13 protein-coding genes are annotated in these 16849 nt (G+C 38.0%); 11 read left to right on the top strand and 2 right to left on the bottom strand.

What is annotated here, in order from left to right; genetic code table 11:
* Positions 1-49 precede the first annotated feature (49 nt).
* Positions 50-1387 (top strand): type I glutamate--ammonia ligase, encoded by a 1338-nt coding sequence (gene glnA, locus OSO01_RS00925; RefSeq protein WP_147207860.1) that lies wholly within the window; start codon positions 50-52, stop codon positions 1385-1387.
* Between the two features lie 914 nt (positions 1388-2301).
* Here the strand turns inward: glnA and OSO01_RS00920 are convergent.
* Both OSO01_RS00920 and OSO01_RS00915 read right to left on the bottom strand, forming a co-directional pair.
* Positions 2302-3696, bottom strand: coding sequence for an aspartate kinase (locus tag OSO01_RS00920; RefSeq protein WP_147207859.1), 1395 nt, complete (start codon positions 3694-3696; stop codon positions 2302-2304).
* Positions 3697-4066: 370 nt separating this feature from the next.
* Entirely contained in the window at positions 4067-4300 is a 234-nt protein-coding gene (locus OSO01_RS00915; RefSeq protein WP_147207858.1) for a DUF2627 domain-containing protein, read from the bottom strand.
* Between the two features lie 201 nt (positions 4301-4501).
* Between OSO01_RS00915 and OSO01_RS00910 the strand changes: the two genes are divergently transcribed.
* The 10 genes from OSO01_RS00910 to OSO01_RS00865 all read left to right on the top strand — a co-directional run bounded on the left by OSO01_RS00910 (position 4502) and on the right by OSO01_RS00865 (position 16825).
* Complete coding sequence (locus OSO01_RS00910) at positions 4502-6535, top strand: sigma 54-interacting transcriptional regulator (protein WP_147207857.1); 2034 nt, start codon at positions 4502-4504, stop codon at positions 6533-6535.
* Between the two features lie 135 nt (positions 6536-6670).
* Entirely contained in the window at positions 6671-7768 is a 1098-nt protein-coding gene (locus OSO01_RS00905) for a Leu/Phe/Val dehydrogenase (RefSeq protein WP_147207856.1), read from the top strand.
* 60 nt (positions 7769-7828) lie between these two features.
* On the top strand, positions 7829-8923 hold the full coding sequence (gene buk, locus OSO01_RS00900) for a butyrate kinase (protein ID WP_147207855.1): 1095 nt from the start codon (positions 7829-7831) through the stop codon (positions 8921-8923).
* A complete protein-coding gene (gene lpdA / locus OSO01_RS00895; protein WP_147207854.1) occupies positions 8924-10345 on the top strand; it encodes a dihydrolipoyl dehydrogenase in 1422 nt (473 codons plus the stop codon).
* Between the two features lie 46 nt (positions 10346-10391).
* On the top strand, positions 10392-11396 hold the full coding sequence (locus OSO01_RS00890) for a thiamine pyrophosphate-dependent dehydrogenase E1 component subunit alpha (protein WP_147207853.1): 1005 nt from the start codon (positions 10392-10394) through the stop codon (positions 11394-11396).
* Between the two features lie 3 nt (positions 11397-11399).
* Positions 11400-12383 (top strand): alpha-ketoacid dehydrogenase subunit beta, encoded by a 984-nt coding sequence (locus tag OSO01_RS00885; RefSeq protein WP_147207852.1) that lies wholly within the window; start codon positions 11400-11402, stop codon positions 12381-12383.
* 14 nt (positions 12384-12397) lie between these two features.
* Complete coding sequence (locus OSO01_RS00880; protein ID WP_147207851.1) at positions 12398-13669, top strand: dihydrolipoamide acetyltransferase family protein; 1272 nt, start codon at positions 12398-12400, stop codon at positions 13667-13669.
* A gap of 144 nt (positions 13670-13813) precedes the next feature.
* A complete protein-coding gene (locus OSO01_RS00875; RefSeq protein WP_147207850.1) occupies positions 13814-14245 on the top strand; it encodes a BrxA/BrxB family bacilliredoxin in 432 nt (143 codons plus the stop codon).
* 76 nt (positions 14246-14321) lie between these two features.
* Positions 14322-15305 (top strand): aromatic acid exporter family protein, encoded by a 984-nt coding sequence (locus OSO01_RS00870; protein WP_147207849.1) that lies wholly within the window; start codon positions 14322-14324, stop codon positions 15303-15305.
* A gap of 398 nt (positions 15306-15703) precedes the next feature.
* Positions 15704-16825 carry a M20/M25/M40 family metallo-hydrolase gene (locus OSO01_RS00865; RefSeq protein ID WP_147207848.1) on the top strand — a complete coding sequence of 374 codons (1122 nt, stop codon included), beginning with the start codon at positions 15704-15706 and terminating at the stop codon, positions 16823-16825.
* The last annotated feature ends 24 nt before the right edge of the window (positions 16826-16849 follow it).

Below are 16849 nucleotides of genomic sequence, written 5' to 3'. Positions count from 1 at the left end.
AGTGAAGACTTTCTTTTCATATTATCAAAGATTTTTAGGAGGAGAACAAATGGCTAAGAAATTGACCAAAGAAGAAATTATAAGTCAGATTAAGAAGGAGAATGTACGTTTTATCCGTCTGCAGTTTACAGATATGCTCGGGACGATTAAAAATGTTGAAATTCCTTTAAGCCAATTAAACAAAGCCTTAGATAATAAAATGGCTTTTGATGGATCCAGTATTGAAGGGTTTGTACGTATTGAGGAGTCAGATATGCTCCTGCACCCTGATTTGGATACATTCATCGTATTTCCTTGGACTTCCGAAAAAGGAAAAGTGGCGCGCTTTATCTGTGACATCTATAATCCGGATGGTACTCCATTCGCAGGCTGCCCGCGTTATAACCTGAAGCGCAACCTGGAAAAAATGGAGGAATTAGGGTTTGATGCGTTTAATATTGGTGCAGAACCGGAGTTCTTCTTATTTAAACTGGATGAGAATAGAGAACCTACATTGGAATTAAATGACCATGGCGGCTATTTTGATTTAGCCCCAACCGACTTAGGCGAAAATTGCCGTCGTGATATTGTTTTAGAGCTTGAAGAAATGGGCTTCGAGATTGAAGCATCCCATCATGAGGTTGCACCTGGACAGCATGAAATTGATTTTAAATATTCTGATGCAATAAAGCATGCGGATGATATTCAAACCTTTAAATTAGTAGTAAAAACAATTGCCAGAAAGCATAATCTGCATGCAACATTTATGCCGAAGCCTTTATTTGGAGTGAATGGCTCTGGAATGCATGTGAACATGTCTCTTTTCAATGGCAAAGAAAATAAATTCTACGATACAAAAGGTGAATTAGAGTTAAGTAAAACGGCTTATCAGTTTATCGCCGGAATTATTGAACACGCAACAAACTTCACTGCAGTAACAAACCCGACAGTGAACTCATATAAACGATTAGTACCGGGCTATGAAGCGCCTTGTTATGTAGCATGGTCAGCTTCAAACCGCAGTCCGCTTGTGCGTATTCCAAGCTCCCGCGGATTAAGTACACGAGTAGAAGTCCGCAGTGTAGATCCGACAGCAAACCCATATATGGCATTGTCTGTTCTATTGGCTTCGGGCTTGGATGGTATTAAGAGAGAGTTAGAAGTTCCAGAGTCTGTTGACCGCAATATCTATGTAATGAATAAAAAAGAACGTGAAGAAAATGGTGTAAAAGATTTACCGTCTACGTTGAAGGAAGCAATGAACCTGCTTGAACAGGATGAAGTGCTTGTAGATTCTTTAGGTGAGCATTTATTTGAACACTTTATTGAGGCGAAGGATATAGAGTGGGATATGTTTAGAACTACTGTGCATCCATGGGAGCGCGAGCAGTATTTGACCAACTATTAACTCGTGTTGCTTAGAACGTTGATTTAAGCAAAGTTAATCTGTCTCGTTCTATAAAAATGACTGTAAATTTAATATTTATTATAAGATACTGTGCAAGTACTATTCGTACTTGCACAGTATCTTTTTTTGCACAATATAGAAGTATAAGAAAAAGGATGACTCTAAAGCGTGTTCCGAGACAGAGTTTGCGCACATCGTTCACCTGTCGGACAATGCTGGTGAAGGCGTACAAATAAACGTTATTTCATCTCGCTAACGAAGAACTAACGCTTACTCCTTCGATATAGAATAAAATAGATTCCGGCTAAAATAGGTGTAGCTATAGAGATGGAGATGATAAAACGATTTTTTATTTGATCAAAAAAGTGATAGGTAATATAAATGAATTCTAAACCACCGCCTCGGTATTATATGCGGTTAAATATAGTGTTTTCATTACCGTCGTTAGTAAAGAGATACGTTACTCCCAATTTTTGATGGTTGTTTTCGTATTTTTTAGATTCTATAGGGAGTTCTTCATTTTCTTTTGGGTAACACAGTACACTTCACTAATATTTTCCGAGGGAGGATATACCCAAATTTCAGCAGTTTTGCTACAATGATGGGCTGGTAAGGACGATTCGTTTACTTCTATTTCATTTTTTGCTAATTATCCAGGAAAAGCTGCTTTTGATAAATGATTCATATAGTCAGCGGTCCAACAATGATAAAAAGCATGCAAGATATTGCAAATAAAGAGGTGCCTTATAAGCATTTTTCAAGTATTCAACAACCTTCCTGTCAGTAGATAAGTATTATATGTTTGAAGCGATATTTTTTGTTTCATAAATCAGGGGGAATCAGCAAGGTTGTTCAGAGATAGAAAAAACACCGCTTTAAACAGACAATCTGCTCAAAACGGTGTTTAAAAGTTATTAATGACCTTTTGCTGACACAGAAGGAAACTTTAAATTAGATTCATCCTCAGTAAAAAATTCTTTATACAATGATTGAATTGCTCTCTCCAAATCAACAGCATGAACACCGAACATCATAGATACTTCAGAAGATCCTTGGTTAATCATATCGATATTAATACCTGCCTTGGCAAAGGAGGCAGTTGCTTTGGCTGCAACACCAACTGTATTTACTAATCCTTCTCCAACAACCATAATCACAGCTAAATCACGATGAATACTTACGGTATCTACATGTAATTCATTACGGATCCTGTCGATAACCACCTGTTCTTTATCCGGTGTAAACCGGTGGTCTCTAAAAATAACAGACATATCATCAATTCCTGAAGGAGCATGCTCAAAGGAGATTCCTTCGTCCTCAAAAATGTTCAGAAGCTTTCTGCCAAAACCGACTTCACGGTTCATTAAAAATTTACTTACATATAAACTGCAGAAGCCGACATCACTTGCAATTCCGACAACACATTGGTCTGTAGCATCTCTTTCAGCAACGACCATAGTGCCGGGCGCATCTGGATTATTTGTGTTTTTAATACAAACTGGGATTTGCTCTTTAAACGCAGGTATAAGTGCTTCATCATGAAAAACAGAAAAACCTGCATAAGAAAGCTCACGCATTTCCTTATAGGTTAATACGGTAATATCCTTTGGATTTTCCACGAAATTCGGGTTTACCGCAAAAACAGAATCTACATCTGTGAAATTTTCATATAAACTTGCTTTGGTACCGGCAGCAAGAATAGCTCCTGTAATATCTGACCCGCCACGCGAGAAGGTAACTAAATCATTTTCTTTAGAATAACCAAAGAATCCTGGAACTACTGAAACGCCATCACGTTCACGGAGCTGATAAATAATAGAAAAGCTTTCGGGTAACAGCTGAGCCTGCCCGGGCTCATTACTTACAAAAATTCCTGCTTCTTTCGGATTAACATAACTTGCATTTAAGCCTAACCGTTGTAAATAAGCACTTACTATTTTAGCGGAGCTGTCTTCTCCAATAGATTTTAAAGCATCCAGCTGTCCTAATGGCGATGTATCGAATTGCAGATATTTTTCAATCGTTTGCTGGATATCTTCTAAAATATCATTACCCAGCTCTAAATCATTTATAATTTCTTGAAATCTTTCCAAGATTCTTTGTAAATGCTGCTCATAATCTTGATTATTTTGTTTTGCATAGCAAAGGTCTATTAGCAAATCCGTCACTTTTACATCATCGGAGAAACGTTTTCCTGGCGCAGATACAACAATAACCTTTCGGGAGGGATCTGACTTAATTATGTTCGCTACCTTTTTAATTTGTGTTGCATTTGCTACAGAACTTCCTCCAAATTTTGCTACTTTCATTTGATGATCCCCCATTTCAAAATTTCCTCCATAAACTACTAAAATAATATGAAGATTTAATACTTGGTATTTTTTATTTTTATTAATATAACATATTTTCTGTTAAATTAAAGTGGAAAACGAAAAAAAGAAAGAAAAACGACGAAAATAACGCTTTCATTCCGCTAAATTAATTTTAAAATTACAATTTCAGTTAATCTGGAATAAAAAACAAGTTTTAATAATGGATTATTAAAGATGATCTGAGATGTTTTCAGAGTATGAATTCAAAGTTGCATTACATATAAATGAAACTTGAGTCAGCAGTGCTTTTACTGATGATTTGCCGCAATAAAATAAAAAATTCTGTCTCTATATAGAACAGAATTTTTCAGCTTTGCGTTTTCTTTTCCTGGTTACGTTTCTTCCTGTCTCTATAAATGATAAAGCCGCCGAGAAAAACCAATCCGCCTGCAAATAATATCAGACCGACAATAAATTGAATACTTCCGTAAATAAAAATAGGATAGAACTCATTAAAAAGCGTATCACGCATTAATTTAATGCCAAAAGCTGCAATCAGCCCGGGAATAAACAGGATGATTAGAGCGAGGTTTCTTTGCATAAAACTCGAACTCCTTTATAAATACTTCCAATGACTTCTTCTATTGAGCACTTTTAAACTGATATGTACTTCCATTATATTTTTAACATCGACATAAGTATATCAAAATAAGTCGAAAAATAGAAATAGAATTCGTTTGCTAAATTATGCATGGTATCGTATGATGAAAGTGTGCAAATAAATTCAAGGTGGATGAAAAGTATGAAGAAAATCCTGATAGTCGGCGCTGGAAAAGGTGGTACAGCATTATTTCGCCTATTTAAAGAAACAAAACGAATGAAAATTTGTGCAATTGTTGACAAGGATCCGAATGCTCCTGCCATGAAGTTAGCTGAAGAGATGAACGTTCATACAAGCACAGAATGGAAAGAGTGGATTCACCATAATATTGATATAGTCGTTAATGTAACAGGCGAGGAAGATTTATTTGAAAAAATGATAGAGCTCTTTCCTAGAAAAACAATCATTATTCCCGGATCTGTAGCAAATATTATTTATGAATTAATTCATGAAAAGACAATATTAACGAATGAAGTAAAGGTACAGGCAAACCGCCTGGAATTAATTTTAAATCATATGAATGACGGTATGATTGTTGTTAATAAAGACGAGCAGGTCCAGCTGCTAAATCGGCGGGCAGAACAGATTCTTGGCAAAAAGGAAAGAGACTACATAGGGAAGCATGTAAAAGAACTGTTGAAAACCAGCCGTTTGTCACATGTTTTAAGAAGTCAGAGAAAAGAATTAAACCAAAAAACAATTTTAGATAACGGCAAGAAAGTAATTGCATCACGTATACCAATTATTAATAAAACTGGTGATTTGGTTGGAGCTTTTGCTGTTTTCAAGGATATTACAGAAGTAGTCCAACTAGCAGAAGAAAATACAGATTTAAATGAAATAAAAACAATGCTGGAGGCAATTATTAAATCTTCTGATGAAGCTATCAGTGTTGTTGATGAAAATGGAAATGGCTTAATTATTAATCCTGCTTATACACGTTTAACCGGGTTAACAGAAAATGAAGTAATTGGTAAACCGGCAACAGTGGATATATCTGAAGGAGACAGTGTTCATCTGAAGGTTTTAAAAACCCGCCGTGCTGTTCGCGGAGTACATATGAAGGTTGGCCCTGCAAGGAAAGAAGTCATTGTAAATGTTGCACCGGTTATTGTTCAAGGGAAAATGAAAGGCAGTGTCGGTGTACTTCATGATGTCAGTGAATTACAATCTGTGACAAAAGAGTTAAAAAGAGCTAGGCAGATTATCCGTAATTTGGAGGCAAGGTATACGTTTGATGATATTATCGGCAATTCACCAGAAATGAAACTTGCTTTAGAACAGGCAAAAGTAGGTGCAAAGACGCCGGCAATTGTTCTTTTAAGAGGAGAAACAGGTACTGGTAAAGAGCTGTTCGCTCATGCTATACATCATGAAAGTGACCGCAAATATAATAAATTCCTCCGCGTTAATTGTTCAACATTGTCTGAATCAATGCTTGAGAAAGAATTGTTTGGTTCAGCAGATGAGAAATTAATAGGCAGAAAAGGCTTGTTTGAGCAGGCTAATAATGGGAGCATCTTTCTTGATGAGATTGGTAATCTCTCCTTAACTATTCAGGAAAAATTACTGCGTGTGCTAAAAGAGAACCAGGTGATTCCTGTTGGAGCAACAAAGCCTATTTCTGTTGATGTCCGTGTTATTGCCGGGACGAATATTAATTTAGAGAAGGCTGTTATGAATAAGAAGTTTCGGGAGGATCTTTATTATCAGATTAATAAACTGCCAATATCCATTCCATCATTAAAGGAGCGGAAAGAGGATATACCTGTACTGGTCGAACATATTATTTATCAGCTTAATGAAGAATATGGGAAAAATGTTCAGGGGATATCTGATGAAGCTCTGGATAAGCTGATGCAATATCATTGGCCGGGTAATATAAGAGAAATGGCTAATGTGATAAGTCATTCCATGATATTTATTGGTAATACAGAGGAACAGATTGAAGTATCTCATTTACCGGAACTTCAAACAAAGCAAAGTACATTTTCAGAAGGCAGTGTGGAAACAGAGAAACCGCTAAAATTACAAGAAGCACTGGACCATTATGAAAAAATGTATTTGCAGGAAGTTTATCAGAAATGTAATAAAAATAAGACTAAAACAGCAAAAGTTCTACAAATATCTGTTCGCAATCTCTATTATAAGCTTGAAAAATATCGGATTGAGTAATATATTCTGCAATATTTTGCAGATTTATATAAATAGAGGATGAAGATAATCATCCGACTTAAAGCATATTTAAAATTTTATAGATAAATATAAGTTAGATAATAATTTATCGTGATTTATTCAGGAGGGGTAAATATGGAAATCTTTAATTACTTGGAGAAATATGATTATGAACAACTGCTTTTTTGTCAGGATAAACAATCAGGACTGAAAGCTATTATTGCAATACATGATACTACGTTAGGGCCGGCACTGGGAGGAACCAGAATGTGGACTTATGCTTCAGAGGAAGAAGCAATTGAGGATGCACTGCGGCTGGCAAAAGGAATGACATATAAAAATGCTGCTGCCGGTTTAGATCTTGGCGGCGGAAAAACAGTCATTATAGGAGATCCTAAAAGGGATAAGAATCCGGAAATGTTCCGTGCATTTGGACGCTATATCCAAAGCTTAAGCGGCAGATATATTACCGCTGAAGATGTAGGCACTAATGAATCGGATATGGATCAAATTGCGCTGGAAACAGAATATGTTACAGGAGTGACTTCTTATAGCGGAGCAGCAGGAAATCCTTCACCGGTTACTGCACTTGGAATTTATCAAGGAATGAAGGCAACAGCTAAAGAAGCTTTTGGAACAGAATCCTTAGAGGGTAAAGTCATTGCTGTTCAAGGAGTCGGAAATGTTGCTTACAGCTTATGTAAATTATTGCATGAAGAAGGTGCCGAGTTAATAGTAACAGATATCAATAAGAATGCAGTTCAGCGCGCGCAGAATGATTTTAACGCAAAAGCAGTAGATCCAGATGATATTTACGATGTGGATTGTGATATCTATGCACCTTGTGCACTTGGTGCGACCATTAATGATAATACAATTCCGAGACTAAAAGCCAAGGTAGTTGCAGGATCTGCTAATAATCAGCTGAAAAGCCATGAGCATGGTGATATCCTGCATCAAAGAGGAATCTTATATGCACCGGATTATGTAATTAATGCTGGTGGAGTAATAAATGTTGCTGATGAATTAATTGGTTACAATCGTGAGCGTGCATTACATAATGTACAGCGCATATACAAAAATCTGGAGCAGGTATTTGCGATTTCGAACCGCGATCAAATACCAACATATATCGCAGCTGACCGTCTTGCGGAAGAAAGAATTCAGGCAAAGAAGAATTCCCGCAGCCAGTTTATTATAAATGAACGAAATATTTTAGATCATAGACAATAAAATTGTGCCTCTTGTTATGAGGTACTGAAATATGAAAAGGGCAATGATGGAGGTTGTATTGTGAGTCAGAGTGGACGTGTTTTAGTTATCTACCCCGACATGTATATCACCAAAATTGGTGTATTTGAAGGAAATCATCATTTATATCAGCAGACGATTATTCACGATGAAGATGAGTTAAATCGTTTTGACCAGCTTATCGATCAGGTTGCTTACAGAAAACAGGCCATTTTTGAACAGCTGGATTTGGATGGAATGAATACATCGCGTTTAATAAGTGTATGCGGCCGGGGCGGGCTATTATGTCCAATCGGTGGGGGAACTTATCAAGTAAATGATGCGATGCTCTATGATTTAAAAACAAACGCGTATGGGGAGCATGTATCTAATTTGGGAGCAATCCTTGCTTATGATATTGCTGAGAATTTAAATATACATGCATACATTGTTGACCCGCCAGTAGTGGATGAAATGCAGAAAATAGCTAAATATACTGGTATTCCTGAAATAGAAAGAGCCAGTATATTTCATTCTCTTAATCATCGGCATGCCGGCAGAATTGCAGCTAAACAAATTGGGGCTGCATATAATTCTTTAAAACTTATCTCCATTCATATTGCGAGAGGAATTACCATTGCTTCGCATCAATCAGGCAAAATTATAGATGTAACGAATGGTGTTGATGGAGAGGGTCCCTTTACAATTGATCGTTCAGGAAGTATTCCATTAAAGGGGTTCCTGGCCTATATATCTGAACAATATTCTAATGTGGAGGATTTTGATTGGAATCATCTACAGCAGGATGGAGGATTAAAGGCTTATTTGCACACAGAAGATCCTTCTATAATCCATTCCAGACTGATGCAGGGAGATCGTCACACAAAAAACGTCATCGAAGCGCAGGCATACCAGATTGCCAAAGAAGTTGGAGCAATGAGTACAGTGTTACACGGAGAAGTGGACGGGATTGTTTTTACTGGAAAGATCAGTGAGAATGATTTTGTTATTGATGCGATTATCCCAAGAATAAACTGGATTGCTGATGTAATGGTGTTTCCAGGTAAAAATGATTTAGAGGCAATGAATGAAGGGGTTTTAGAAGTTTTAAATAATCCCGGGGAAGTAAAGATATACGTAGCAGAGGAGGCTAATTAGATGGCTGCAGAGTATGATTTAGTCATTTTAGGCGGCGGAACAGGCGGTTATGTTGCTGCTATCCGTGCGAGTCAGTTAAAAATGAAAGTAGCAATCGTTGAAAAGGCTGAATTAGGGGGAACGTGTTTACATAGAGGCTGCATTCCTTCTAAAGCATTGCTCCGCAGTGCAGAAATTTATCAGCAAACCAGAAATGCTGATAAATTTGGCGTTGAGGTGAATAAGCCAGTCTTAAACTTTATCAAGGTACAGCAAAGAAAAAAAGCAATTGTTGATCAACTGCACAAAGGCGTCCAGGGGCTGATGAAAAAAGGAAAGGTAGATGTCTATCAGGGATTTGGCCGTATCTTAGGACCAAGTATTTTTTCACCAATGCCTGGTACTATCTCTGTTGAATATGAGAATGGCAATGAAAACGATATGTTAATTCCCAAAAACGTTTTGATTGCAACCGGTTCGGAGCCAAATACCTTGCCTGGACTGGATTTTGATGGTGAACTTGTTATCAGCTCCAATGAAGCGCTGGAAATGGAAAAACTTCCAGAATCTATGCTCATTGTAGGCGGTGGAGTTATCGGCATAGAGTGGGCATCCATGCTGAATGATTTCGGAGTAGATGTAACTGTATTGGAATACCAAAAGCAAATTCTGCCGACTGAGGATAAAGATGTGGCAAAAGAGATGGAGAAGCAATTGAAAAAAAGAGGCGTGAAAATTGTAACGGGTGCTAATGTTCAGGCAGATACATTAGAAAAAAATAATAATATATCAATAAAAGCATTGATTAATGATAAGACAGAACAATTTAACGCTGACAAAATGCTTGTATCTGTTGGAAGAAAAGCAAATATCGAAAATATCGGGATTGAAAATACGGATATCCAAATCTCGAATCATGTCATCGATACAAATGATTTTTACCAGACAAAGGAATCACATATCTATGCTATTGGTGATGTAATCGGTGGTATGCAGCTTGCCCATGTGGCTTCTCATGAAGGCATTATTGCTGTCGAGCATATTGCAGATGAAAACCCACAAAAAATAGATTATAATACAGTATCAAGTTGTATTTATGCAAACCCGGAAGCAGCAAGGGTCGGCCTGACAGAAAAACAGGCAAAAGAAGAAGGTTATGAGCTTGTTATCGGAAAATTTCCTTTTAAAGCTGTTGGTAAAGCGCTGGTTTATGGTGAAACAGACGGCTTTGTAAAAATAATTACAGATAAAAAAACACAGGATTTATTGGGAGTTCATATGATTGGTCCGCATGTAACAGATATGATATCTGAAGCGGGATTGGCAAAAGTATTAGACGCAACTGCATGGGAAATCAGCCAGACAATTCATCCGCATCCATCCTTATCAGAGGTTATCGGTGAAGCAGCTCTGGCAGTTGACGAAAAACAGATTCATGGATAAATGAATACCATTTAATGCTGTGAAATGGCTGAAGGAGGGAAATAATATGAAACAAACATCTTGGGAAAATGTAAGCAACGAGATGGCTGTCGAAATGTTTGAAATGATGCTGTTAGCAAGAAAGATAGATGAAAGAATGTGGCTTTTAAACCGTTCAGGAAAAATACCATTTGTGGTTTCCTGTCAAGGGCAGGAAGCAGCACAGGTCGGAGCAGCTTTTGCATTGGACCGTTCTGTTGATTATACAGCTCCGTATTATAGAGATTTAGGAGTCGTTTTAGCCTTTGGAATGACTGTAAAAGATTTAATGTTATTTGCATTTGCAAAAGCAGAGGATCCAAATTCAGCAGGACGTCAAATGCCGGGTCACTTTGGTCAAAAGAAAAATCGTATTCTGACCGGTTCATCTCCAGTAACAACTCAAGTTCCACATGCCGTTGGTGTAGCATTAGCCAGCAAAATGGATAAAAAAGATATTGCAACGTTTGTTACATTGGGAGAGGGTTCCTCCAACCAAGGAGATTTTCATGAAGGGTTAAACTTTGCAGGTGTGCATAAGCTTCCAGTTATTACAATGGTTGAAAATAATAAGTATGCTATTTCTGTGCCTTATGATCGTCAAGTAGCCAGTGAAACTGTTTCTCAAAGAGCATCATCTTATGGAATGCCGGGAGTTACTGTGGACGGAAATGATCCTATTGCTGTTTATCAAGCAGTCAAAGAAGCAAGAGAAAGAGCAGTTAGCGGGGAAGGTCCGACATTGATTGAAGCAGTAACCTATCGCTTCACCGCACACTCCAGTGATGATGATGATCGTGTTTATCGAGAACAGGATGAGGTGAAGAAAGCGAAAGAGAAGGATTCCATTATTACATTTGCTGAAAAATTAAAAGAAAAGAATATTATAGATGATGCAAAAGAAAAAGAAATTCATGAGCGCCTTAACGAGCTTGTGAATGAAGCGACAGATTATGCAGAAAAAGCTCCATATGCTGCTCCAGAGGATACATTGAAGTATGTTTATGAGGAATTGGACGAAGGAGGGGAATAATCAATGCCTGTTATGTCTTATATACAAGCAATTACAGCTGCTCTAAAAGAAGAGATGCAAAAAGATGAGAATGTATTTATTCTTGGTGAGGATGTAGGTAAAAAGGGCGGCGTGTTTAAAGCAACGCATGGACTTTATGATACTTTTGGGGAAGACCGCGTATTAGATACACCGCTGGCAGAGTCTGCTATTGCGGGTGTTGCCATTGGTGCAGCAATGTACGGAAAACGCCCGGTTGCAGAGATGCAATTTGCTGATTTTATCATGCCGGCAGTAAATCAAATTGTTTCCGAAGCTGCAAAAATCCGTTATCGCTCTAATAATGATTGGAATTGTCCTATCACGATTCGGGCTCCATATGGGGGCGGCGTGCATGGCGCTTTGTACCACTCTCAATCTGTAGAAGCGCTGTTTGCAAATCAACCAGGATTAAAAATTGTTATGCCCTCAAGTCCGTATGATGCTAAAGGTTTGCTGAAAGCAGCTATCCGGGATAATGATCCTGTATTATTTTTTGAGCATAAGCGTGCTTATCGTTTGTTGAAGGAAGAGGTACCTGAGGATGATTATGTCCTTCCGATTGGTAAAGCAGATGTAAAAAGAGAAGGCGAGGATATTACTGTAATTACTTATGGATTATGTGTACATTTTGCATTGCAGGCTGCTGAAAGATTAGCGGCAGATGGAATAGAAGCACATATTCTTGACTTACGTACGGTATATCCGCTGGATCAAAAAGCAATTATAGAAGCAGCGAGCAAAACAGGAAAGGTTCTCCTTGTGACGGAAGATAACAAAGAAGGCAGCGTGATGAGTGAAGTTGCAGCAATTATTTCGGAAAACTGCTTATTTGATTTAGATTCTCCGATTAAGCGTCTGGCTGGCCCCGACGTGCCGGCGATGCCTTATGCACCGACTATGGAAAAATATTTTATGCTAAACCCCGATAAAGTAGAAAAAGCAATGCGTGACCTTGCGGAATATTAATTGGAGGTAGAATTATGAGTGTTGAAAAAATTACTATGCCTCAGCTTGGTGAGAGTGTAACAGAGGGGACAGTCAGTTCTTGGCTTATTTCTGTCGGAGACCAAGTAAATAAATACGATCCTATTGCTGAAGTAATGACTGATAAAGTAAATGCAGAAGTTCCCTCCTCCTATACAGGAACAATAACAGAACTTGTAGTGGAAGAAGGAGAAACAGTAGAGGTTGGTACTCTAATCTGCTATATAGAAACAGAAGAGGCTTCTTTAGAAGGCCCGGGAGTAACAAACGAAAAAGAATCGAATACGGAAGATGACAAAGCTGAGAAAGAAGCAGGCAGTAAAGACAGCTCAATGAAAAAAAGATATTCTCCTGCTGTATTACGTTTATCTCAGGAACATAATATTGACCTAGATAGTATTGAAGGAACAGGTAAGGGAGGAAGAATTACCAGAAAAGATGTCGAGAAGAGTATTGAAAATAGGGGTGTATCTCAAGAACAGGCAAAGCCTTCCCAAGAGAAAAAAATAGGAACAGCTCCTGCGAAAGAAACACCATCCGCATCAAAAGAAAGCATACGAAGCTCGGCAGGAGATATTGAAATCCCTGTGAAGGGCGTCCGGAAAGTGATTGCCGAAAATATGGTTAGGTCAAAGCATGAAATCCCTCATGCCTGGATGCAGGTAGAGGCAGATGTTACTGACTTAGTAAAATACCGTAATCGTGTAAAGGAACCATTTAAAAATCAGGAGGGCTTTTCTTTGACACCTTTTGCATTTTTTGTAAAGGCTGTTGCTCAAGGCTTAAAGGAATATCCTGAATTAAACAGCATGTGGGCGGGAGATAAGATCATTCAGAAAAAAGATATTCATTTATCCATTGCAGTAGCCAAGGATAAAGAATTGTTTGTTCCTGTGATTAAGCATGCAGATGAAAAAACAATAAAAGCAATTGCCCGTGATATTACAACATTGGCAACAAAAGCTCGTCAAGGTAAACTATCTCCCGAGGATATGCAGGGAGGTACATTTACTGTAAATAATACAGGCTCCTTTGGATCCATCTCCTCGATGGGAGTTATTAATTCTCCGCAGGCGGCAATTTTACAGGTAGAATCAATTGTAAAACGTCCTGTCATTATTGATGATATGTTTGCAGCCCGTGATATGGTGAATTTATCACTTTCCTTGGATCATCGTATTTTAGACGGATTAGTATGCGGAAGATTTTTAGCCCGTGTAAAAGAAATTCTTGAAGGTATGAATGAATCTTCCATAACCCTTTATTAATAACCGTGTATGTTCAAAAAGTTCACCGTGTCATTTTTATTGAGCTTTTTGAGCATCCTCTAACAGAACAAAAGCCAATAGATTGAATTTTTAATGACTAGCTGATAAGCTATAAATATATTTTAAGCAAAAGGGTGGAGTACAATGGATTTCGATTTATTTATGCAGGATGTAGTTAAAGTTGCCAGAACAGATATAACGGAAGCAGGATATGAAGAAGCACGCACCGCAGAAGAGGTGGATGCAGCACTTTCCCGTGAAGGTACAACACTTGTGATGGTTAATTCAACCTGTGGTTGTGCAGGCGGTGTAGCACGTCCAGCGGCAGGGAATGCGATTCATTATGATAAGCGTCCGGATCATTTAGTGACCGTATTCGCTGGTCAGGATCAGGAAGCGACAGAGCAGGCAAGAACTTATTTTGAAGGATATGCACCATCTTCACCAAGTTTCGCATTACTTAAGGATGGAAAAATTCTTGCAATGGTAGAGCGAAATCAGATTGAAGGACATAGTGCAATGGATGTTTCCGCTAAACTTCAAAATCTGTTTGATCAATATTGTGAAGAAGTGTAAGGAATTAAGAGGGGCTGTCATTTGGCAGCCTTCTTTGCTTTGCTTACAGGAAAATACCGCAGGAGGTTCTTAAAGGGTGAAAATTGGATATCGCACCTTAAAAACTGCTATTGGAACTCCGGTCGCTATATCGCTGGCGCAATGGGTCGGTCTTTCAAATTTTATTTCAGCAGGAATTCTAACAATTCTATGTATACAGCCATCAAGAAAATCTTCATTTTTAAGTGCCTGGCAACGGTTTGTTGCATGTGCTTCAGCCGTTGTTTTTTCGTGTATTATTTTTGAAATAATTGGCTATCATGCAATCTCTATATTTATACTGCTTCTATTATTTATCCCTGCAACTGTTGCGTTGAAGGCGACTCCCGGTATTGCCTCCAGTTCTGTTGTCATGCTGAATCTGTACGGATCTGGACATGTGACGCTTTCTTTGATAGGAGAGCAGTTTGTTCTTATTACAATTGGGCTCGGAACAGGGCTGCTGTTGAACCTTTATATGCCCAGCTTAGAAAATAAATTAAAGAAGCTGCAAATTCGATTAGAAAGTAATTTCAGTCATATTTTATATGAATATTCCCTGTATATTCGGGATGAAAATGAAATGTGGCAAGGAAATGAAATTGCAGTTACAGAGGACATACTTGTTGAAGCAAAACAATTAGTCATTCGGGATAGAGATAATCATCTGCTGCGAAATGAGCATACTTATTATAATTATTTTAAAATGAGGGAAAGACAATTTGAACTTTTGAAGAAAATGCTTCCTCTAGTAACGCATTTACCGAAAACAGATGCCATTGCGATTAAAATTGCAGGTTTTTTTGAACGTTTGTCCAAAGCTGTCCATCCCGGGAATACAGCTATTACCTTTTTAGAGGAATTGAAGGAACTAAAAAGAGAATTCCACGCAGAGGATTTACCCGAAACGCGGGAAGAGTTTGAAACAAGAGCGCATTTATTTCAATTACTGCATGAAATAGAAGAGTACTTAATTATAAAAAATAAATTTAAGAAAAGCGATGTATCACATTGGAAGAAAAGAAAAATTAAAATTAATTAAAGGTTTTCTTTTCTATCGTTACATATGGAGCTGATTATAAAAAATTCTGTACAGAAATTAATGAAATAAATTTCTGTACAGAATTTTTTAGACAAATGCTGCTAATCCAGCTGTAATGGCTGAAATAACCATAAGAGCGACCATGAAATATACGATAATTTTATTGCGGCGTGCGCGTTTAGATTGTTTTGCTGCCATGAAAAATCCTCCTTCATCATCCGATATCATCTATCGTTATTCTAACGCGAATTTGTTGATGAGACAAGTTAATAATATAACTTTTCCAGAAACATTCTTTATCATTCTGCCTATTTTGCATACAAAGACTGCCAATTTAAGGCTTTCTACTGTAAAAAACTTAAAAAATATAGTAGCCTATTGGATAGGAGGTTACAAATATGAGTGTGAATGAACAAAGATTAGTTAATGAATTTTTAGAGCTTATTCAGGTGGACTCTGAAACAGGGTTTGAAAGAGAAATAGCATCGATTTTAACCAAAAAATTTGAGGCTTTAGGTGTCCAGGTGGAAGAAGATAATTCAAAAGAGCAAACCGGCCATGGCGCAGGAAATTTAATTTGTACATTGCCGGCAACCAAAGAGGCAGCTGACGCAATTTATTTTACTTCTCATATGGACACAGTTGTTCCAGGCAAGAGCATACGTCCAATTATTAAAGATGGAGTTATTTCTTCTGAAGGAGATACAATCCTTGGAGCGGATGATAAAGCAGGCTTAGCAGCCATGTTTGAGCTGATTAGAGTGCTTCAGGAAAATAATATCCCTCACGGACAGATTCAATTTATTATTACAGTAGGTGAGGAATCCGGTTTAGTGGGTGCGAAAGCATTAGATTCTTCTAAGCTGGATGCGCGTTACGGGTATGCGTTAGATAGTAATGGCAATGTGGGTGATATTGTCGTTGCCGCACCAACCCAGGCAAAGATTCACGCAACAATTACTGGAAAAACTGCTCATGCCGGATTAGAACCCGAAAAAGGGGTTTCTGCCATTACGATTGCATCCAAAGCAATTTCTAAAATGCCATTAGGCCGAATTGATAAGGATACAACAGCAAACATTGGCCGATTTGAGGGCGGAAAGCAGACGAATATTGTGGTTGACCACGTAGAAATTTTAGCAGAAGCACGTTCGTTAGTGCCTGAGAAGATGGAAAAGCAGGTTGAGAAAATGAAAACAGCTTTTGAAGAGGCTGCTGAAGAGCTTGGTGGATCTGCTGATGTGAATGTTGTTGTCGCATATCCAGGCTATCATTTTGAAGAGGGCTCTCAAGTTGTAGAGGTTGCCCGAGAAGCTGCACGTACTATCGGCAGAGATAGTAAGTTAGAACAAAGCGGCGGCGGCAGTGATGCTAACGTGATTGCAGGGTACGGTATTCCAACCGTAAACTTAGCTGTCGGCTATGAAGAAATTCATACTACAAATGAGCGGATTAAAACGGAAGATCTTGTAAAAGTAACAGAATTTATTGTGGAAATTGTTAAAATCGCAGCAAAATAAGATAAAAGCTTCAATTCCTGGAGC

The sequence above is a fragment of the Oceanobacillus sojae genome (assembly GCF_007991515.1).
Classification (GTDB): Bacteria; Bacillota; Bacilli; order Bacillales; family Amphibacillaceae; genus Oceanobacillus; species Oceanobacillus sojae.
Note: the sequence above shows the minus strand (reverse complement) of the source record. Positions and strands in the feature narration are given on the sequence as shown.